Origin of the sequence: Hominiventricola filiformis (genome assembly GCF_020686965.1) — a bacterium.
GTDB lineage: Bacteria > Bacillota > Clostridia > Lachnospirales > Lachnospiraceae > Hominiventricola > Hominiventricola filiformis.
This window is the reverse complement of sequence record NZ_JAJEPS010000009.1, coordinates 33,476-53,226: the sequence shown is the minus strand read 5'-3', so window position 1 is coordinate 53,226 and position 19,751 is coordinate 33,476. Positions and strand designations below refer to the sequence as shown.

Annotated in this window: 25 protein-coding genes, 1 tRNA gene and 1 pseudogene; 14 read left to right on the top strand and 13 right to left on the bottom strand. The window is 43.6% G+C overall.

What is annotated here, in order from left to right; translation table 11 throughout:
- Positions 1 to 99: 99 nt before the first annotated feature.
- The 5 genes from LKD36_RS10205 (at position 100) to LKD36_RS10185 (ending at position 4,480) form a co-directional block, all read left to right on the top strand.
- On the top strand, positions 100 to 1,683 hold the full coding sequence (locus LKD36_RS10205; RefSeq protein ID WP_308459530.1) for a glucose-6-phosphate isomerase: 1,584 nt from the start codon (positions 100 to 102) through the stop codon (positions 1,681 to 1,683).
- 105 nt (positions 1,684 to 1,788) lie between these two features.
- On the top strand, positions 1,789 to 1,971 hold the full coding sequence (locus tag LKD36_RS10200) for a hypothetical protein (RefSeq protein ID WP_118771135.1): 183 nt from the start codon (positions 1,789 to 1,791) through the stop codon (positions 1,969 to 1,971).
- A gap of 459 nt (positions 1,972 to 2,430) precedes the next feature.
- Positions 2,431 to 2,808: a DUF4186 domain-containing protein gene (locus LKD36_RS10195; RefSeq protein WP_308459529.1), complete on the top strand. Its 378-nt coding sequence runs from the start codon at positions 2,431 to 2,433 to the stop codon at positions 2,806 to 2,808.
- A gap of 18 nt (positions 2,809 to 2,826) precedes the next feature.
- Entirely contained in the window at positions 2,827 to 3,777 is a 951-nt protein-coding gene (locus LKD36_RS10190) for an ADP-ribosylglycohydrolase family protein (RefSeq protein WP_308459528.1), read from the top strand.
- Positions 3,778 to 4,075: 298 nt separating this feature from the next.
- A complete protein-coding gene (locus tag LKD36_RS10185) occupies positions 4,076 to 4,480 on the top strand; it encodes a hypothetical protein (RefSeq protein ID WP_308459527.1) in 405 nt (134 codons plus the stop codon).
- A 47-nt stretch (positions 4,481 to 4,527) separates the two neighbouring features.
- Here LKD36_RS10185 and LKD36_RS10180 read toward each other — a convergent pair whose 3' ends face one another.
- Positions 4,528 to 4,791: a helix-turn-helix domain-containing protein gene (locus tag LKD36_RS10180; protein WP_308459526.1), complete on the bottom strand. Its 264-nt coding sequence runs from the start codon at positions 4,789 to 4,791 to the stop codon at positions 4,528 to 4,530.
- Between the two features lie 354 nt (positions 4,792 to 5,145).
- On the opposite strand from LKD36_RS10180, the gene LKD36_RS10175 reads away from it, so the two are divergent.
- Entirely contained in the window at positions 5,146 to 5,907 is a 762-nt protein-coding gene (locus LKD36_RS10175) for a helix-turn-helix transcriptional regulator (protein ID WP_308459525.1), read from the top strand.
- Here LKD36_RS10175 and LKD36_RS17555 read toward each other — a convergent pair.
- The 10 genes from LKD36_RS17555 to LKD36_RS10125 all read right to left on the bottom strand — a co-directional run bounded on the left by LKD36_RS17555 (position 5,844) and on the right by LKD36_RS10125 (position 10,058).
- On the bottom strand, positions 5,844 to 6,059 hold the full coding sequence (locus tag LKD36_RS17555) for an N-acetylmuramoyl-L-alanine amidase (protein WP_308459524.1): 216 nt from the start codon (positions 6,057 to 6,059) through the stop codon (positions 5,844 to 5,846). The two genes, LKD36_RS10175 and LKD36_RS17555, sit on opposite strands and share 64 nt — an antisense overlap.
- 78 nt (positions 6,060 to 6,137) lie before the next feature.
- Positions 6,138 to 6,626, bottom strand: coding sequence for a phage holin family protein (locus LKD36_RS10165; protein ID WP_038269743.1), 489 nt, complete (start codon positions 6,624 to 6,626; stop codon positions 6,138 to 6,140).
- Entirely contained in the window at positions 6,623 to 7,426 is an 804-nt protein-coding gene (locus LKD36_RS10160) for a single-stranded DNA-binding protein (protein ID WP_308459523.1), read from the bottom strand. The genes LKD36_RS10165 and LKD36_RS10160 overlap by 4 nt, the downstream gene beginning before the upstream one ends.
- Positions 7,423 to 7,746: a hypothetical protein gene (locus LKD36_RS10155; protein ID WP_308459522.1), complete on the bottom strand. Its 324-nt coding sequence runs from the start codon at positions 7,744 to 7,746 to the stop codon at positions 7,423 to 7,425. Before LKD36_RS10155 ends, LKD36_RS10160 begins: the two co-directional genes overlap by 4 nt.
- A gap of 12 nt (positions 7,747 to 7,758) precedes the next feature.
- The gene (locus LKD36_RS10150; protein WP_055056136.1) at positions 7,759 to 8,100 is read right to left on the bottom strand and encodes a hypothetical protein; all 342 of its coding nucleotides are present in this window, start codon (positions 8,098 to 8,100) and stop codon (positions 7,759 to 7,761) included.
- Positions 8,093 to 8,464, bottom strand: a complete 372-nt coding sequence (locus LKD36_RS10145; protein ID WP_055056135.1) for a hypothetical protein — start codon at positions 8,462 to 8,464, stop codon at positions 8,093 to 8,095. The genes LKD36_RS10150 and LKD36_RS10145 overlap by 8 nt, the downstream gene beginning before the upstream one ends.
- Before the next feature lie 334 nt (positions 8,465 to 8,798).
- Complete coding sequence (locus LKD36_RS10140) at positions 8,799 to 9,116, bottom strand: hypothetical protein (protein ID WP_009297796.1); 318 nt, start codon at positions 9,114 to 9,116, stop codon at positions 8,799 to 8,801.
- A 235-nt stretch (positions 9,117 to 9,351) separates the two neighbouring features.
- Positions 9,352 to 9,425: transfer RNA gene (locus LKD36_RS10135), tRNA-Ile, on the bottom strand.
- Positions 9,426 to 9,444: 19 nt separating this feature from the next.
- Positions 9,445 to 9,834, bottom strand: a complete 390-nt coding sequence (locus LKD36_RS10130; RefSeq protein WP_215684900.1) for a hypothetical protein — start codon at positions 9,832 to 9,834, stop codon at positions 9,445 to 9,447.
- Positions 9,835 to 9,863: 29 nt separating this feature from the next.
- On the bottom strand, positions 9,864 to 10,058 hold the full coding sequence (locus LKD36_RS10125; RefSeq protein WP_118628460.1) for a helix-turn-helix domain-containing protein: 195 nt from the start codon (positions 10,056 to 10,058) through the stop codon (positions 9,864 to 9,866).
- A gap of 174 nt (positions 10,059 to 10,232) precedes the next feature.
- Here LKD36_RS10125 and LKD36_RS10120 point away from each other — a divergent pair.
- The 3 genes and pseudogenes from LKD36_RS10120 to LKD36_RS10110 all read left to right on the top strand — a co-directional run.
- A pseudogene (locus LKD36_RS10120) lies at positions 10,233 to 10,661 on the top strand (DNA/RNA non-specific endonuclease); the annotation flags it as partial.
- Between the two features lie 11 nt (positions 10,662 to 10,672).
- Entirely contained in the window at positions 10,673 to 10,954 is a 282-nt protein-coding gene (locus LKD36_RS10115; RefSeq protein ID WP_308459521.1) for a hypothetical protein, read from the top strand.
- A gap of 183 nt (positions 10,955 to 11,137) precedes the next feature.
- Complete coding sequence (locus LKD36_RS10110) at positions 11,138 to 11,482, top strand: hypothetical protein (protein WP_308459520.1); 345 nt, start codon at positions 11,138 to 11,140, stop codon at positions 11,480 to 11,482.
- A gap of 41 nt (positions 11,483 to 11,523) precedes the next feature.
- On the opposite strand, the gene LKD36_RS10105 is transcribed toward LKD36_RS10110, so the two are convergent.
- On the bottom strand, positions 11,524 to 13,200 hold the full coding sequence (locus LKD36_RS10105) for an AAA family ATPase (protein ID WP_308459519.1): 1,677 nt from the start codon (positions 13,198 to 13,200) through the stop codon (positions 11,524 to 11,526).
- Between the two features lie 69 nt (positions 13,201 to 13,269).
- Positions 13,270 to 13,974 (bottom strand): class I SAM-dependent DNA methyltransferase, encoded by a 705-nt coding sequence (locus tag LKD36_RS10100; protein WP_308459518.1) that lies wholly within the window; start codon positions 13,972 to 13,974, stop codon positions 13,270 to 13,272.
- A 508-nt stretch (positions 13,975 to 14,482) separates the two neighbouring features.
- On the opposite strand from LKD36_RS10100, the gene LKD36_RS10095 reads away from it, so the two are divergent.
- The 5 genes from LKD36_RS10095 (at position 14,483) to LKD36_RS10075 (ending at position 19,683) form a co-directional block, all read left to right on the top strand.
- On the top strand, positions 14,483 to 16,324 hold the full coding sequence (locus LKD36_RS10095; RefSeq protein WP_308459517.1) for an ABC-F family ATP-binding cassette domain-containing protein: 1,842 nt from the start codon (positions 14,483 to 14,485) through the stop codon (positions 16,322 to 16,324).
- Positions 16,325 to 16,390: 66 nt separating this feature from the next.
- A complete protein-coding gene (locus LKD36_RS10090; RefSeq protein WP_308459516.1) occupies positions 16,391 to 17,371 on the top strand; it encodes a D-isomer specific 2-hydroxyacid dehydrogenase family protein in 981 nt (326 codons plus the stop codon).
- Between the two features lie 448 nt (positions 17,372 to 17,819).
- A complete protein-coding gene (locus LKD36_RS10085; protein ID WP_308459515.1) occupies positions 17,820 to 18,524 on the top strand; it encodes an acyl-[acyl-carrier-protein] thioesterase in 705 nt (234 codons plus the stop codon).
- Between the two features lie 9 nt (positions 18,525 to 18,533).
- Positions 18,534 to 19,364: a CvfB family protein gene (locus tag LKD36_RS10080; protein ID WP_118771143.1), complete on the top strand. Its 831-nt coding sequence runs from the start codon at positions 18,534 to 18,536 to the stop codon at positions 19,362 to 19,364.
- A gap of 85 nt (positions 19,365 to 19,449) precedes the next feature.
- A complete protein-coding gene (locus tag LKD36_RS10075; RefSeq protein ID WP_118771144.1) occupies positions 19,450 to 19,683 on the top strand; it encodes a polya polymerase in 234 nt (77 codons plus the stop codon).
- Positions 19,684 to 19,751 lie beyond the last annotated feature (68 nt).

The following is a 19,751-nucleotide window of genomic DNA, read 5'->3' as shown; positions in this document are numbered from 1 at the left end:
GTCTCCGGTAGTAAATGTCAAAACGGCATTGAAATCTATAACAAAATTTGATATGTTTATACATGTATTATGATTGTTATGACTGAAAAGGAGATTAATATGGTCGCTTGGAGAAATTTAGATCAACTGGACGCTTTTCATGCTTTGCAGGCATTGGAGGATCAGGTTGTACTGAAAGAAGTAATGCTGGGAGACAGCGGGAAAGAACGTGTGGAGAAGTATCAGGTTCCAATGGCAGAGGGACTTGTTTATAATTTTGCAGCAAAAAAGGTAAACGATCGCGTATTGGCAACGTTGTCCGATCTTGCAAAAGAAGCACAGCTCACAGAAAAATTCCAGGAACTTTATAATGGCGAGATCATTAATACCGGTGAACACAGACGAGTACTTCATCATCTGGTCAGAGGACAGCTTGGCGAAGATGTCTGTGTAGACGGTGTAAATAAGAGAGCATTCTATGTAGAACAGCAGAATAAAATTGCTGATTTTGCAAAAAAAGTACATGCCGGTGAGATTACCAATGAAGCTGGTGAAAAATTTACAACGGTTGTACAGATCGGTATTGGCGGAAGTGATCTTGGCCCCCGTGCGATCTATATTGGTCTTGAAAACTGGGCAAAGAAAACCGGTAACTTTAAGATGGAAGCAAAATTCATCAGCAATGTTGACCCGGATGATGCGGCAGTAGTTCTGAATTCCATTGATATTGCACATGCATTATTTATTCTTGTATCCAAGTCAGGAACAACACTGGAGACTCTGACGAATGAAACCTTCGTTAAAAATGCGATAAAGAAAGAAGGTCTTGATCCAGCCAGACATATGGTAGCGGTTACAAGCGAAACCTCTCCGCTGGCGAAAGGAACAGACTATATCACTGCCTTCTTTATGGACGATTATATCGGTGGAAGATATTCCGTATCTTCATCTGTTGGAGGAGCAATCTTATCTCTGGCGTTCGGACCGGAAGTGTTTGCTGATTTCCTGGCTGGAATGGCAGCAGCAGATGACACTGCGAAAAATGAGGATATTTTCCAGAATCCGGCAATGCTGGATGCACTGATCGGTGTATATGAGCGTAATATACTGGATTGTGAAGTGACGGCCGTTCTTCCATATTCCCAGGCAATGAGCCGTTTTCCGGCACATCTGCAGCAGGCAGATATGGAATCGAATGGTAAGAGCGTTAACCGCTTTGGTGAGCCGGTTCATTATAAGACCGGACCGGTTATCTTTGGTGAGCCAGGAACCAATGGACAGCATTCATTCTATCAGCTGCTCCATCAGGGAACTACCATTGTTCCGCTTCAGTTTATTGGATTCCGTGAGAATCAGGCCGGCATGGACGATGTGATCGAAGGAAGCACCAGCCAGCAGAAGCTGAAAGCAAATGTCGCTGCACAGATCGTCGCATTTGCATGCGGAAAAGAAGATCAGGATCTCAATAAGAAGTTTGAAGGTGAGCGTCCCAGCAGCATTATCGTTGGTGACCAGCTGACTCCGAAAACTCTGGGTGCGATTCTTGCCCACTTTGAAAATAAGATCATGTTCCAGGGATTCCTGTGGAACGTGAACAGCTTTGACCAGGAAGGCGTACAGCTCGGAAAAGTTCTGGCTAAAAATGTCCTGGCTGGAAAGAGTGAAGGGGCACTGGCAGCATATAGTAAACTGTTAGGAATTTAATATGGGGTGACAAAAGGCATTTCCTGCGGGAGATGCCTTTTTTCTTTCCTCAAAAAGTTATTTCGTTCCATTGTAATTCCCTAAAATAGAATCGAGGAAAATAAAATGGCAAAATACAGAGAAATCCCATGTAAATACTATATCGCACTGGGGCAGTGCACCAAGGGAAGAGAGGCCTGTCATAAGACTTACTGTCAGCACTGTGCAAAATATGAACCACGTGCACGGGTGCATCAGGTGAATAAAAAGAAACAGTATTTGACGAAAATCAGGAAAGAAGAGTATTAAAAAGTTAGATTTCGTCTCTGCCATAGCAGGTGTAGCCAGCTACTACATTTGCAAATGGCTAGACAGAGACAACAGCGACGATTAGCCTAGACAAATGCACAACTGTATAACAAAGTGAAGAAAACCCCCGGAACGGCCATTCCGGGGGTTTTCGTTTGATGTTACTTGAACATCACTTCATTTTTCAGCTAGGCCCAGTATAGCATAAAGGAATAGCTAAATCAAGTATATGTTAGAGTATGATTTTTATGAGTTTTTTGAATATTTTTAAAATTAAGATTGCATTTCTGCAAGTTGTATGCTACTTTTGGCATATATATAAAATACTTAAAATATTTTATCAAAATGAAGATCAGAAATCTATAATTTTTATCTGAACAAGGAGGAATGTGATGGGAATATTTTCAGAAGAATTAAGAGAACTGGAAGAGTAGCAGATAATGGAGGCGAAGTGATAAAGTGACAAAAGAGGAATGGTTTACTCAATTGTTTGATCATCTAGAACATTCGAAGTTTCGCAGCAGTTTTCATCTAAAACAGCAGGACATTGATTATATAAATGAAAAAGGTCTGGATACGCTCAAGGATCACGCCAGGGATTTTATAGAAAAAAGAGAGGCACCTGCATACATTCCCAATGATGGAAAACAGACGCCGATGAAAGGGCATCCGGTTTTTATAGCGCAGCATGCGACCGCAACCTGTTGCAGGGAATGCATCAGAAAATGGCATAAAATACAGCCGGGCAGGGAATTGAGTCAGATTCAGCAGGAGTATCTGGTTGAGGTGATCATGACCTGGATTCAAAAAGAAATAGAACAACAGAGGAATGTTTAGATAGAAAGAGGATGACGAATGAGCAATATTTGGAAAGATGGAATGTTAGGATTAATTGTTGGGGATGCCCTGGGTGTGCCCGTGGAATTTATGTCAAGAACGGAGCTGATGAAAAATCCGGTAACAGGAATGCGGGAATATGGAACTCATCATCAGCCAAGGGGCACATGGTCTGATGACAGCAGTATGGCATTAGCAGAACTGGATAGTATCAGAACGGTTGGAACCATCGATTATACCGATATGATGGAACGATTCAGCAGGTGGTGCATGCATGGAGAATATACACCATTTGGCGAGGTATTTGATATAGGAACAGCAACATCAAGAGCCCTTATGAATTATGCAAAAGGAATAGCACCATTAGAATCGGGCGGAAAAACAGAGTGGGATAATGGAAATGGTTCTCTTATGCGTATTCTTCCAGTCTGCCTGTATTTGTTCGAGCGGCAGAAAAAAGTTTGTACTTCAGAAAATGAGAGTATTTATATGATTCATGCAGTATCGGCACTCACCCATGCGCATGTAAGAAGTCAGATAGCATGTGGAATTTATTATTTCCTGGTAAAGGCAATTCTTGAAGAAGAAGGATCACTGGAAAATCGATTACAGAAAGGAATGGATCGAGCCTATCAATATTATCGGCAGGATCTGTCTAATCATCGAGAGCTGGAAAATTACAAACGATTGGCTGATCTTTCAGAATTTAAAGAAAATCCAAAAGAAGGAATCAAAAGCAGCGGCTATGTAGTGGATACATTGGAAGCGGCTGTATGGTGTCTGCTTCATTCCCATTCTTATAAAGAAACAGTGCTGATGGCTGTGAACCTTGGAGAAGATACAGATACCATTGGTGCAGTCGCTGGTGGATTAGCCGGACTGTATTATAAAGAGGAGGGGATTCCCCAAGAGTGGATACAGGTACTTCAGCGGAGGGAGTGGATTGAGGAAGTACTGCAGGGCATATGATGTATTCATCATGTTTAATGCCCAAAGCTGATATCAGAAATCCTGAAAAATCATTATAATTGCTATATATAAAAGTCATTTGGATATATAGCTGGTTTGGCTTTCTGCCTGCCCGAGAATCCGTATTTTCCCGGGTAGAGGTTATTGTAATTTTTTCATACGCCCAAACAAGCATTTTAAATGTGTTTTGCAGAGGGATTTTTACTTCTTAAATCTGATTCAATGGGTAGAATATAAGTTTCTGTTTTCATCTGCCCAGAAGAATAGAAATTGACTGGCAGGACCATGGATTACGTTTTTGAGCAGTGACGAACCGGAAGATATTGTCCGGCTGATTACGGATTATCCGGAGTTCAAGGTGATCTATGACGAAGTCTATAATCTTTGTTTGAACGTGGAGAAGGTGATGGAAATGTTCTCGAAGGAATTAAAAGAACTGGATCAGAATACAGTGCAGTTGATGATTGATGAGATGCAGGAGGAGATTGATTCTCAGAAGAGAGCACTGTCCTCCAAGGATGCGGAGTTGGAATCTAAGGATGTTGAAATAGAATCTCAAAAGAAAGAAATAGAATTCAAGGATGAAAAATTGGCATCCAAAGATGTTGAAATAAAATCTCAGAGAAAAGAATTGGAATCCAAAGACAACAGGATCAGAGAACTGGAAGAAAAATTGAAAGCTTTTACAAAAGAAATGGTGTAAAAATGTGAAGCCCTCGGAACGGCAGTTCCGGGGGTTTTGTTTTGGTATTATAACACAGTTTTATGCTCCGACAGCAGATCTTCATAGCTTACTTGAAAGATCCGGGCAAATACTTTCAGTTCGATATCGGTCACAAACCGCTGGCCGGATTCGATCCGCTGGATGGCATTTTTATCAAGATCCAGTCCTTCTAGTTGGACTTTATCTGCCAGAAGCCGCTGGGACATTTTGGGAGTGGCTGATTTTCTCAGCTGGGCAATATTGCTGCCTGCGATATTATTTCGACCAGAAACTGTCTTATTTTTAAACATGCATTGCCCTCCTTGAAAACTGACATTTACTAATTGTCATTTGAAAAATCGTAGTATATAATGAAAGTAAAAATGACATTCAGTAAATGTCAAAAAGTACAAAATGTGTCCATGAGATACAAAAACAGGATATCCGGGATAAAAGAAATTTATTCAGATTGTAATGTTTTCCATTGTGCGATATAATGAAGAAAGTGTAAAAAATAAAATAGAATTTATGCATAATAAATAAAAATATACGTTTTCCCGGTAAAGACGAAAAAGTTCTATGAAGGACAGAATGTGTCCACATTTCTACTTATAATAATCTCAAAAGAACGATTTAAAATCTATGGAAGAAAGTAGGAATATACCATGCAGATGACAAGAAAGAACAACCGGATACTGGACTTGTATGCAAGGCTCATGAACGGCGAGACCATATCCAAGAGAGAGTGCGCCGGCAAGTACGGTGTCAACGAAAAAAGTGTGCAGCGTGATTTTAACGATATACGTAGTTACTTTGCCATGAAGTTAAGCGAGGAAGGCTGTGGACAGGTGTTGATCTATGACCGCAGGGAGGGTGGATATCGTCTGGAAGCACAGGGCACATTCACATTATCTAATAGCGAAATTCTGGCTGTCTGTAAAATTCTTCTCGACAGTCGTTCTATGACCAAATCCGAAATGATGCAGATTCTCAATAAGCTGGTGTACGGCTGTGTGCCACGGAAAAATATGAAGCTGGTGCACGACCTCATCTCAAATGAAGCATATCACTATATCGAACCCCAACATCACAAACCATTTCTCGATAAAATGTGGGACATTGGCCAGGCCATTCAGGAAAGCCGCGTCATCGAGATTACATACAGCAAGCGAAATGGTGAGAAAGTAACCAGACGGCTGGAACCGCTGGCTATCATGTTCTCGGAATACTATTTCTACATGACCGCATTTCTGGAAAATGTGGACCGAAAGCAGTTTGCCGTCATCGACGACAGCTTCCCGACGATCTACCGTATCGACCGGATCGAATCCCTGAAAGTGACAAAAGATCATTTTCACATTCCCTATAAAGACCGCTTAGCGTCCTCTACGCACTGCCATACCTCGCCGTTAAATCCTACAAAGTAATGCGCCGACGCATTTCTATTGCCGCCGCCATAATATCGGCAGTTGTCCTCTGCGCCGCCCAGTGCGCCTACATAATGGATAACAATATACTTAATTCTGGAAACGCTGCCCTTATTGAAATTGTACTTACTTATCTTTCTGTTAATGTTCATATTTCCCGCCTTTCCGCATACAAAATAAGCGCCTGCGGTGTCCCGCAAGTGCTCTTTGCTGCTATGTCCTTATTATTCTTATCTTTCCTGTGTCCTGTGTTCCTCTACGTTGCCTGTGGTGCTGTCCCCGTCCAGTTCGTCTGTGTCCGGCAGTTCGTCCGTATACTTCGCCAGAAACTCCCGCACCTTTTCCCATACCTTTTTTACAGGCAGCCCGCATAATGCCATATTCTTAAAAATACTCACTACCTCATAGGCAATGTAAAGCAATGCGAAAAATTCAGCCACGCCCACGGTATCAAGCCCTAAATATGTACGTGCCTGCTCCGGTATAAATCCGATTAAGTTAATCTTAATCAGTACGTCGATTGCCAGCATGAATACCAGAGAAATAAGCATACCTACTTTTCTGATAGCCCCGTCAATGCCTGCGCAGCTGTTAAATTTCTTCTCTTTGATTGCACGCAGCACGCCAAAAACCGTGTCGCACACAATCGCCAATACTACCAGCTGGATAATTTTGTTATGTGCCGCCGCCTCAATAAATTCTGTAATAGTCATGTTCATAAATCCTGCCTTTCTCTTAATTGCAAATCTTTTGCCCGCTCTTTCAGCTCTACGCCGTCGTAGCCTGCTGTCTGCTCCCAGCTTTCCAGAGTGGCTATTAAATCAGCAATAAGCCTGCTTTGCTTTTCTATGGTTTCCTGTTGTTCTTGTACTGTGGCTGCGTCAAGCACCTTTTCATACTGGCGGCTCTGATACCGTCCCAGCAGCTCTACAGTGTCGCCCTGCTGCCACTGCGCCGCCTCGTCTGCCTGTTCCTGCCAGCAGATGCACGGCAAATAGCAGTTGCCACCTGTAAGCTCATTTCTTACCTTTACCGTAATATCAGTAATGCGCTTGCCTCTCGGCGTTTCTCTGTGTGTTGGCGTATTTGCTATAATGCCTCTTACTGCTACCTCGTCCTGCTCTACTGCTTTTTCTGATACCGCCACAAAATCTGCCAGAATATATACCAGCAGTCTACCGCTCTGGAAGTCCTTAAGCGTCTGCGTCTTTCCTGTCAGTAAAAGCCTGCTGCCCTCTACAAATTCCTGCATAACGTCAAACTCTATGCCGCTGCAAGCTCTGTATGGTACGTCCTCTGCAAATACTACCGTTACCTCGTCCGGCACGCCGCTTGGTCTTACCGTTTCCAACTTTGCCACATAACCACAAAACGGCAGCCCGCATAGCTGCTTAATTTTCTCAATCTGTGTAAGCGTTCCTACCAGTCCCGCTGCATTTTCCTTGATACCGCCACCTGTAAGCTCGTCCATGATTGCAGTATCTAAATCCCGTAAAAAATCCGGCTTTTTCTTTGTCATACTTCCTGCCCTTTCCTTTCCTGTATGTATATGGTGTAGTAAAGTGACATCTGCAAATCACTAAACTTATACTGCGCTGTCTGGTCTGGCTCTAATGGTTTCATAAGCCCCAACTCTTTCCAGCGTCTGTGCGTTATCTCCGGCACTGCTCTAAACTTCTTTACCTCATGCCCGCTGTATTTTCGGTATTCCTCGCTTATCTCATGGTCTGCAAACGGTTTGAACGCTGCCAGATACCCTACGTAAACCTCTGCTTTGCCCTCGATAATGCGCAGGCGGTCTGAACTCTCCAGCGTGCCTATAAATTCCTTTACTGTCACTGTCTGCCTCTCCTACTTCTCTGGCATTTCGTACAGCCTCGGTATTACTGCTGCAAACGGCTGTACGTCCATGCCGCCCCTTATTACGGCTGCACCGCCAGCCGTAAACAGATAGCTTACGCACGCTTTCTGTATCTCGTCCAGCACCTCTAAGCAGCGCTCTTTTGTGGCATACTCTCCAATTTCTTCTAAACACCCGTCACTTATGCAAATTACGTGGCGCTTTTTGTCTGCCTCTGCGCCGCCTCTCTTTTTCTTTACGTCCTCATACTCTCCGTACTCTACGCAGGCGTAATTACCACCCAGTCTATACAGCTTTTCTTTATTCTGGCTGCGTATGTATACCTCACTCATTTCCTGCCTCGCTTTCGTCCTTATGCTCTTGGTAGCCCTCTAAGTAGCCTATTGCCTCTACGTCAATGTCCTTGCCGTCCTTACCGTCGCTGTTTATCCTAATTTTGCCGTAGTAGGAATAAATACAGCAGCCGTCATAGTCGTATACCCTTATGCTGCCCTCTGTGGCTGCCTCTGGCGTTTCAATAACCAGCGGCTCTGCCTGCTGCATCTGCGCTGCTACCTGTTCGTCTGTCACTGGCTCGCTGTTCTTTCCTCTGTACCAGATAGCCAGCATAAACAGAATGATTGCCAGCACGCCTGCCGCTATAATGGCTGCGCACTGTATCAGTTTCTTAACTACCTGTCGTTTTCGTTTTCTCATAGTTTCAGCCTTTCTTTTTCCTCGTCCCAGTCAAAACTTGTGCAAGCTATGCAACGCTTGCAGCGTTCTATAGGCTCGTCGTCCCCGTCGTGCGAAAATCCCAGACAAGCGCCGCCGTCCATTCCGGCTGCGCCCCATTTTTTCTGTAAACTGCATTTTTTAATACGCTGCTTTATGCGGCACTCTTTGCATATAACCTTTTGTCCAGCTGTGCAGCCCTTACACCTTGCATGGTACTTAGCCCACTCTCTGCTTACTCCTGTTTCCTCGCTTTCCCAGCCAATTACCCACTTGCCGCATACGTCGCAATATACCTGTGTTGTTACCGTCCTTGTTATTCCCATGTCTGCCCCTTTTCTGCCTCAAAATAGTAGTTGTCTACTATCAGCATTTTTTTACTGAAAAGACACATAAGCCCCAGCGGTACGGTAATAACCGCTATTGTTATGTCGCCCTCTGTCGCCCATACTGCCAGCACGGTAACTGCCAGCATTGCAAGCCCGTAGGCTTTCTGCTTAATGAAATACCAGCGGCGGGCTTTCTTTGCCTGCTCCCGCTGCCGCCTCTGCTCTTTTTTCTTACGCATATCTGCTATGGCATCTGCATAGCCTCTCTGGTATGCGTCCTCTACTATCAATGCCTCTGCTGCCATTCTCTGCCTCTCTTCCTTTCGGCGGCGCTCTCTGTCTTTCCATGTGTGCCGCTCTCCTGTTCTGGCGTTTGGTTTTACCGTGCGGGCTGCTTTTCGCATTAAAAAGCAACTGAAAACCTGTTGACTGTCCACATACTTTCTGGCTGGTATGACCGCCGCTATTTTTCCACGGTATACAGATTGCAGCTATTAGCCTGCTGCCCTCTGCCGCAGGCTCGCCATGCCTGCTACGCAATGTGCCGTGTGGGATTTGAACCCACGACTTGCCGCTTATGAGGCGGCTGCTCTAACCAACTGAACTAACGGCACTCGTGGCGGCTGCTGCCGCCTACTCATTAAATAAAAAGCCTTTTTCTATCAAAAACCTTATCCAATCGCAGCCCGTTACGTCGTCCCGCTCAATGAATTTGTAAAAGCTCTCTGCGTCCTCTATTCCGTATTTCTTCAAAATGTTTCTTGCGTTCTTTGCTGCTGGCGTAGTAAAAACATTCTCTGCGTAAAATGTAGCCTCTATAGTCCCGTAGCTGTTCTTTCCCGCTGGTGTTCTCATTTCCACTACGACTACATTCCTTTTGCTTTTTCTTCCTACTCCCTTTCTTATTACTACTGCCTCACTGAATAACCAGCCATTCCAGCCGCTACGCATAGGTGCAAACTGTGTGCGTGGTACTTCTACTAAGTCGCCTGCCTGCAATTTGTTAAAATCTACTTTTTTCATGTGTCTTACCTCTCTTTTGTTTTTCTTGTTTATAACGCCTGCTGCCCCGCTGCCGCCGTGTAGGTTTTCAGTGTGGCGTTGCAGCGTTTGAACTCCCTATAAATTGTGTCCCTATGCGTTCCCAGCACCTCTGCAATATCACTTACACTGCTGCCCTGCTTACTCATAGCCTCTATGGTCTGCCTGTCCTCGTAATGCAGACGCTTGTACTTTCGTTTCGCCATGTTCTATGCTCCTTTCCGTCCTCATTTGCTTTTATGGTAAAAAAATAAGCGTGTCAGAGTTTTTACGCTCTGCACGCTCTTCTTTTCTGCTGTTTCCTATAAAAAAAGAAAATCGGCAGAGGCTTTATAACCTCTTGTCGATTTTCATTCTAAAACTTATCTGTTGGCCGTGATCTCAATGGTGATGGTGGCGCTGGCAACTTAGTTGCTATGGACTCCAGAATAAACCAGAGCGATTATAAACGCATGGAAAATGATATCAAAGATTCCTTGGATGAAGGTAGAGATGTTTCACTGACTACAGATATACAATATTCTGGAGCGTCAAAGCGCCCCGATATAATAACTGCAACAAAGTCTGCAGATGGTATGATAACTGTCTATAAATTTGACAACAATTTGGATGGTGGTTTGTTGGATGAAGTACCGGAAAATGGAAAAGAAGCCGTCAATGAAGAAATAAGTGATACTAAGGGTTCTATTTCTTCTATTAAATCAGAATATGACAAAAATGGTAATCTTTCTGAAACCATGGTTAATATTACTTATACTGATGAAAATGGCGGGAATCATCGTACCAAAGTGTATATTGATGCAGAATAGGAGACGAGAAAATGACAGAATTAGAAAAGCATGTTATTAGTCAGTTGACACAGCTTGTTCCGAATGCTGAATCTTTTGAAGTTCGGGCAAATATTAGTGACAAAAGTTTTTCTGTTGAATTCTTTGCATTTGTTGATGGAGTAAAGCAGCAATGCTTTGACATGATTGATAATGGCATTATCAAGGAAAAAGATTTTGATAATGCCGTGAAGCAATTGGCTGAATTTATTAGAACATCTCCAGAATATCGTCCTGGAGAAGTGAATAAATTCCAATTTTCTTCAAATGCATAAGTTTGCATTGTTATAATTTCAAGTAGTTTATGATCTGCGATATATTTGCTCATATAGTCATTGATTAGATGTATATTAAAATTATTCTTTTCACCCCAATACCCATATTCTGTCCATGCCACCGAGTATGATGATTATAGTAGAAATACAGAAAAACACAGAATACAAGGAGCAGGAAGAATAATGAAGATTAAAAAAAGGGAGATACCAAAAATAATATTTTTAAGTGACAATAAGTGGGTTAACGGAAAATATATAAAGAAAAAATCTATTCCCTTGCGTAATTTTCTAAAGAAAACATTTTGGGTAAGCGTATTTTTATTGCTTGGATATGAGTTGGATTTTTCGGAACATGTTATCTCCAGAAAGAATGTTGTGATAATGATATTGTCGGCTGTTGCGATAATTCTTTATGATGAGTTCGGTTGGGGAGTTTTTCCATCAAATTATTATGATTTTGAGGTATATGAGAAAAAAGGACTCTCAGAACATTGGCGTGATACCTGTCAAGAGGACGATAAAAAATAATAAAAAGATCCCTCGGAACATTCGTTCCGAGGGACTTGTGCTTAATCACCATTTTTCTTTTTTATCATACACCGCTTCTTGAAAAAGGAGATTCCGTAACAGAGGATTTCATCATAATCATCTTCATATTCATTTGCATACATGCGGTCATCGATCTGCTGTAAAGCGATATCGCAGTCGTGTTCCAGATTGGCCAGCGTTTTTGTGTATTTGGCTTCGAAGATGGCCACGCGGCCATTAATGGAATCGTAAACGACGACGTTGCTGCGGCCTTCGCCGTGTTCTTTGTTGGAATCCACCATATATCCGGCACCGGTGAAGATGCCTGCGAGAAAAGCATGGTAGAAATCTTCTTTATAATCGTGGTAGCTGATGGTCCGGCGAAGAAGGCCGTTCATTTCTCGGGTAATGCCTTCACTGTCTCCATTCCAGACAGCAGTAAATAGGCTGCTTCTGTTCCAGGTCTTTGCACTGTCGTCAAACCATTTGATAATGGTCGTCTCAAAAATTTCTTTTATCTCTGCATTTGGAATTGTGAGAGCAACTATACGATCAGATGGATTGCTGCCAGATTCCGTTTCCCTTGCTTTTGTTAAATATCCAGTCAGATATAACATGCTCCACAGATTGTCTTCGGAAGAATGGAGATAATCGTAAGTAAGATTTTCATCAATTCGCTGGAGAATGGATCTGCCGGAGAGCAGTGTCTCTAATTTCTGGGTGATATTGCTGCCTGCATAATCAATAAAAGAACGGATGATTGCATTGTCGCTGGTATTTCTCCAGTAGCTGACCGGAGCGGCATCCGGGTTGTGCTGTAATTCCAGAAGATAATTCATCACATCCCATGGACAGTACACATCGAAATCTCCAAAATGATATCCATCGTACCATTCTTTGATGCTGTCTGAACGATCGGTAATATCGGCCTCCTGAAGTATCTGAGAGACTTCTTCCTGCACGAATCCAAAATATTCATTCAGTCGTGAATCGGTAATAGTATCGGAAACAAAGTTATTGGTTCCTGTGAAAATACTTTCTTTTGCAATTTTCAGGCATCCGGTAATGACTGCAAAGTGAAGAGAACGATTGTCCTTCAGGGCCTGCATCAGACCTTTCATGACATCCAGCATTTCGTTATAGTATCCGTGGCTGTTTGCCTTGGCCAATGGAACATCGTATTCATCAATGAGCAGGACAACGGGCTTCCCATAGTGCTGCTGCAATAGTTTTGTCAGTAATAACAGACTTCCCTTGATAGCTTTTGGAGAAGCAGTGGTGCATACCAGCTGTTTCATGATTTCTTTATCATACGGACTGATTTTATCACTGTCCAGCAGATACGGATGCCCTTTATACAACTCTGCAATGACGGTTGTGAGCATGTCATATGCTCCGGTGAAATTCAACCCGTCTACCTGGCGGAAAGAAACAAAAACAGTGGGATACTGATTCATCCACTCATGACACAGATTCTGATTCTGGGTAATTTCAAGACCATCAAAGAGTGATTTGCTGTCTTTTCTGATATCAAAGAAACTTTCCAGCATACTCATGCCTAAAGTTTTTCCAAAGCGGCGAGGACGGGTAATAAATGTTACTTCGACCTTGGTTTTCAGAAGTTCTGCGACCAATCCGGTTTTATCAACATAGTAAAACTTGTCATTCCGGATTTTTTCAAAATCGGAAATGCCAACGGGAATGTTCAGATTTTTCATTTGCCGTCCCTCCTGACCTTTTCTTGTATCTAGCCATAGAATGATGGGGATTGCCATTTAGAAAGCTAATTACTTCTTCGCTATAATAAACCAAGTCGCAGCATGTCCTGATTCAGATTCTAACAGTTGATCCGTACAGCGCACATCCTGAAATCCTGTTTCTTTTAATACGTTTAAGATCCATTCGGGCTCATACAGATGTTCCTGAATCTTCTCAGTATGAATCAACTTATCCCCTTCAAATAAATCTGCCTGCAAGGTTACAAACTGATCCTTTGGATGATAGATCTGAAACTGCAGACGCTTTCCATCAAGTTCGCCCATATCAACCGGCTCACAGTCAGCTTCTTCGCCAGGACGCAAAAAATCAAATAGGAAAATGCCGCCTGGATTCAGATAGGAATATACATTCTTTATCACCTTTTTCACATCTTCCGGCTCTAGGATATGATTGATCGCATCACAGGTACTGGTTACCAGATCAAAGTTCATCTTAGGCTTCCAGTCGATCATATTTCCCTGCTGAAAAACGATATGGGGATAATTCTGCTTTGCCATGGCAATCATCCCATGAGACAAATCCATTCCCATAGTTTCAATTCCATGCTCAGCTATCATATTGCAAAGGATGCCGGTACCACATCCCAGGTCAAGCATATTGTTGATATGTAATCCTTGCTCATCGATCCAACGAAGCAAAAGTTGAGCAAAGGATTCTGGATAATAATTCCAGCCAAATGCATCATATAGTTTGCTAAAAATATCACTGTACATAAATCATTCCTCAAAAGAACATCTGAAGATGTATCTTATTCACATGCTAGTATAGAAAGAGATTGATTTTAGTATATATTTCCCATACTTTGCTGTCAACGAAACTTCTCTCCAATTCTTAATAGATATGCCTGGGTCTATTTCAAATTGACCTCGGCAAAGTTCCTGTTTTTCTTTGCTACAACAAGCTTTTGAGCGTGAAATGTGTCTGGAAAGCAAGTCTGTGGCCGTGAGTTCCACGTTTTTTGAAAAAGGCAGGAACTTTTGATAGCAAGTTGGTGCAGAGACCCACGGCGCGGCGCAGGAAAGCAAGTTGGTGCAGAGACCCACAGCGCGGCGCAGGAAAGCAAGTTGGCGAAGAGGCTCACAGCGCGGCGCAGGAAAGCAAGTTGGCGAAGAGGCCCACGGCGTGGCAGAGGGCAGCACATCGCAGGGCAGTAAGTTTTGCGCAATCTTCTTCTTTATGCTAGAATAAAAGCGGTTCTAAGATGAGAGAGGATTACAACAAATGAACATTTTAAATATTGAGCATGTCAGCAAGTTATATGGTGACAAATGGATCTTCGACGATATTTCCTGTGGAATTCAGGAAGGGGAAAAGATCGGTATTATCGGAATCAATGGAACAGGTAAGACGACACTTCTTCGGATCATTGCGGGAACGGAGGAGCCGGATCAGGGGCAGGTGGTGCGCCAGAATGGTGCGAAGCTTGCATATCTGACCCAGCTGCACGAATTCCCGGAGGAGGAGACGGTACTTTCCTATGTGGTATCCGGTTCTGCATCGGTGAAGGGCAGCTGGGGTGGAACTGATGCCGGAGATGCGGACATCATGGAGCATGAGGCAAGAAGTATGCTGAATACCCTTGGTATCCTGGAGCATGATGCTAAAATGGGTACTTTGTCAGGAGGGCAGAAGAAGCGTGCGGCACTGGCGAGAACCCTGCTTTTGCCGTCGGATATTCTGATTCTGGACGAGCCCACCAACCATCTGGATGAGGATATGATCCGGTGGCTGGAGCAGTATCTGAGAAGATACCGTGGAACGGTGATTACCGTTACCCATGACCGTTATTTTCTGGATCAGGTGACAAACCGGATTCTGGAGATCAGCCGTGGTAAGATTTACAGCTATGATGCTAATTATTCGCAATTTCTGGAATTAAAGGCGCAGCGGGAAGAGATGGAGCTGGCGACGGAACGGAAGCGGCAGAGCATCCTCCGGATGGAACTGGAATGGGCAGCCAGAGGATGCCGGGCGAGAACGACCAAGCAGAGAGCACGTCTGGACCGCCTGGAAGCTCTGAAAGCCGGAAAAGCGCCGGTATTTGACAAGGCCCTGGAACTGGATTCTGTGGAGACCAGAATGGGTAAGAAGACTATTGAACTTCATCATGTTTCCAAGAGTTATGAAGGCAGAAAGATTGTAGAAGATTTCGATTATATTTTTCTGAAAAATCAGACCGTGGCGTTTGTGGGCTCCAACGGATGCGGAAAATCTACCCTGCTCAAAATGATTGCCGGACAGATTCCGCCGGATGAGGGTAGCGTGGAATTTGGTGAAACCATTAAAATGGGATATTTCGCCCAGGAAATTCCGCAGATGGATGAAAATCAGCGAGTCATTGATTACGTAAAGGACATCGCAGAATATATTCCTACCCGGGACGGGCGGATTACGGCATCCCAGATGCTGGAGCGTTTTCTGTTTACGCCGGACATGCAGTATGCGCCCATTGGAAAGCTTTCCGGAGGAGAGAAGAGGCGGCTCTATCTGCTTGGAGTGCTGCAGCAGGGACCCAATGTGCTGGTTATGGATGAGGTGACCAACGAGCTTGATATCCCGACCCTGACCATACTGGAAGATTATCTGAATTCCTTTATTGGGATTGTGATTCTGGTATCCCATGACCGTTATTTCCTTGATAATGTGTCAGACCGTATTTTTGCATTTGATGGTTGTGGACATTTTCGCCAGTATGAGGGTGGTTATACAGATTATCTGGAATCAAAAAACCGGGAAAATGGCGGAATAGCCGAGAAAAGCAGCAGTAAGGCATCTGCAGAGGTATCAGGTGGGAAGAAGAAAGCCACTTGGGATAAGGGCGAGAAGAAGTTAAAGTTTTCTTATAAGGAACAGAAGGAATTCGAGACCATTGACGATGACATCGCGGCACTGGAGCAGAAGATCGAAGAGCTGGATGCGGAGATGGCAGCCCATGCCAGCCAGTACAGCCGTCTGTCTGAACTGACAGAAGAGAAAGAAAAAGTACAGGCGGAACTGGATGAGAAGATGGAGCGCTGGATGTATCTGACGGAACTGAATGAGAAGATCGAAGCACAGAAATAAGCTTGCAGTGCACCGGATGAAAGCGTATAATTTTCTTCAAAAATAAATGTTGGGAGGAACTAGAAGATGAGAATGTTTGTATTCAGCATGCGTACGTTTGACGAACTTCCATGTTTTGAAAAATACTGCCCCAAATACGGGATCGAGTATGATTATACGACGGAGACGCCTTGCATGGATAATCTTGAGCTGGCGAAAGGTTACGACGTGGTCAATGTCATCACGACGGTGTTCGATCAGCCAATGCTCAAAAAACTTCATGATATGGGTGTAAAATGTATTGCCACCAGAACGATCGGTTACGATCACATTGACGTGGATTATGCGAAAAGCCTTGGCATGGGAGTCATCCATATCAGTTACTCTCCCAACAGTGTGGCTGACTACGCGATTATGATGATGCTCATGGGACTGCGCAGAATGCCTCATATTATGGAACGGGCCAACATACAGGATTATACGCTGAAGGGAAAGATTGGACGGGAACTTCCGGATTGTACCGTCGGTATTATCGGAACAGGAAGAATCGGCCGCACCGTGATCCGGCATTTATCCGGATTTGGCTGTAAGATGCTTGCCTATGATCTTTATGAAAATGAGGAAGTGAAGCAGTATGCGGAGTATACGGATCTTGATACTCTTCTGAAAAATTCTGATGTGATTACGCTTCATGCTCCGGCAACGGACGACAATTACCATATGATCGATGCATCTGCCATTGAGAAAATGAAGCAGGATGTGGTGATCATCAACTGTGCCCGTGGTGCGCTGATTGATACGGATGCACTGATTGACGGTATTGAGAGTGGAAAAGTCGGATTTGCGGGACTTGATGTAGTGGAACACGAGAGTGGTCTCTATTATTTCAACCGGATGGGAGAACCGCTTCATAATCCGAAGCTGGCAATTTTAAGATCTTATTCCAATGTACTGGTAAGTCCGCATACGGCATTCTACACAGAGGAAGCGGTTGCCAATATGGCAGAGAATTCTATCATCGGAGCAATGAAATATATGAATGGTGAGGATACGCCGTATCTGGTATAAAAAAGTATAGTTTACAGCCGGGATTTTTAATGAGATTCCGGCTGTTAATTTGTGCGAAGGTATAAGAATAGTCTGATAATATAAAAATAATTAAAATATTTACAAATAACTATTGACAAATGGAGAAAGATATTGTAATATAAAATCACAAACAAGAAAGAGATACAAAATCTCAGAAAGACGAGGTACAGTCCAATGGGACGGTAATCTACGAATCACAAAACAGAGAAAAATAAAAAACTCTGAAAGTGAGGGAGAAAAAATATCTTGGAAGGAGATACAAAGGTGAAACTTCAGATTGACAGGTGAAGAGCCATTCGAAAAATAAAAATTCGAATGGCTCTTTTCCTGTTGTATTTGTGCAAAACAGGAAAGTAAGGGTGGCATTTTTCTGAGTTTCCCGGTATAATGAAAACTATCAGAGGAATACGTGCGGAGGAGAATGTACATGTACGGATATGACAGCAGGGTCAGACTTTCAGAAGTAGATCAGGACCGGCGCATGACACTGAATGCGATCCTGAATTCTTTTCAGGACTGCAGCAGTTTTCATTCTGAGGATCTGGGAGTGGGAGCTGCATTCGTGGAACAGAAAAAGCGGATGTGGGTCTTAAGTTCCTGGAAGATAGTGATTCAGAGATATCCGGAACTGGCAGAGTCCATTCGGGTTGAGACATCGCCCTATGAATTTTCAAAACTGACAGGCCGGAGAAATTTCCGGATGCTGGATGGAAGGGGAGAGATGCTCGCATGTGCGGACAGTCTGTGGGTGTATATGGATGCTGTCCGGAAGAGACCATGCAGGCTTGAGGAAGATGTGGCGGGTGCCTATACGATGGAGCCAAGACTTACGTGTATGGAGTACGAAGACGGCCATATTCAGATTCCGGAGGATATGACAGCAGAAGAACCGTTTCCGGTTCACCGATGGCATCTGGACGTTAATCATCATGTGAATAATGGACAGTATGTACAGATGGCAGCAGAATATCTGCCGGATGGATTTGTGATCCGCCAGATGAAGGCGGAATATAAGAAATCAGCGCTTCTGGGTGATGTGATTTATCCGGAGGTAAAGATAGATAAGAACGGCGGTACGGTAGTGCTGGGAGACCAGGACGGAAAGCCCTACGCGGTAATAGAATTTCGATAGGAGAGTAAGATGCAGTTAGGAAAGACACAGCCCTTGAGAATTGTGAAAAAAGTGGACTTCGGTGTATACCTTGCGGAAGAAGAGGATCAGGAGAACCGGGTTCTTCTTCCGGTAAAACAGGTGCCGGAGGGCGCAAAGACGGGAGATGAACTGGAGGTATTTCTTTATAAAGATTCCAAAGACCGTCTCATTGCCACCACAGCGGAACCTTATATTACGCTTGGAAAGGTGGCAAGGCTGAAAGTAAAAGAAGTGACAAAGATTGGTGCATTTCTTGACTGGGGACTGGAAAAAGACCTGTTTCTTCCATTCAAGCAGCAGACTAAGAAAGTGAAGGCTGGAGATGAATGCCTGGTTGGATTATATACAGATAAAAGTGACCGTCTCTGTGCGACCATGAACGTATATGAATATCTGTCCCAGGAAAGTCCTTATCAGAAAGATGACCGCGTAAAAGGAACGGTATATGAGATCAGTGAAAATTTCGGAGCATTTGTTGCAGTGGATGACAAATATTCCGGGTTGATTCCTAAACGGGAATTTTTTGGACAGGCACGGATCGGAGATGTGGTGGAAGCCAGAGTCACCCGCGTCAAGGAAGATGGAAAGCTTGACTTGAGTCTCCGTGAGAAGACCTATCTGCAGATTGAGAAAGATGCGGAACAGGTATTGAAAGTGATCGATGAATTTGCCGGAGTGCTTCCGTTTACGGATAAGGCAGCGCCGGAGGTGATCAGCAGGGAGCTGTCCATGAGTAAGAATGCTTTCAAGAAAGCAGTCGGACATTTACTGAAAGAAGGCAGGATCGAGATAGGCGAGAAGTGCATCCGCAAAAAATAGCTGAAAATAGCTGAAAAAGAGCTTGCATTCCCGAACTGCTTTGCTTATAATGAGAGACGTAAAAAGAAGAAAGGAGATTAGAACAATGAAAGTACAGAATATCAAAGACGTGAACAAATTCTTTGAGGTAGTCGACAGCTGTAAAGGAAGAGTAGAATTAGTAACAGGAGAGGGAGACAGACTGAACCTGAAGTCCAAACTTTGCCAGTATGTATCTCTTGCAAATATTTTCTCCAACGGTGAGATTCCGGAGCTGGAGATCATCGCATACGAGAAAGAGGATATTGATAAACTGTTAGAATTCATGATTAATGGTTAATTAAAAAATGAACTGAACTGGCGCAACGATCCGAGAAATGGATTGCTGCGCCTTTTTATGTATATGGA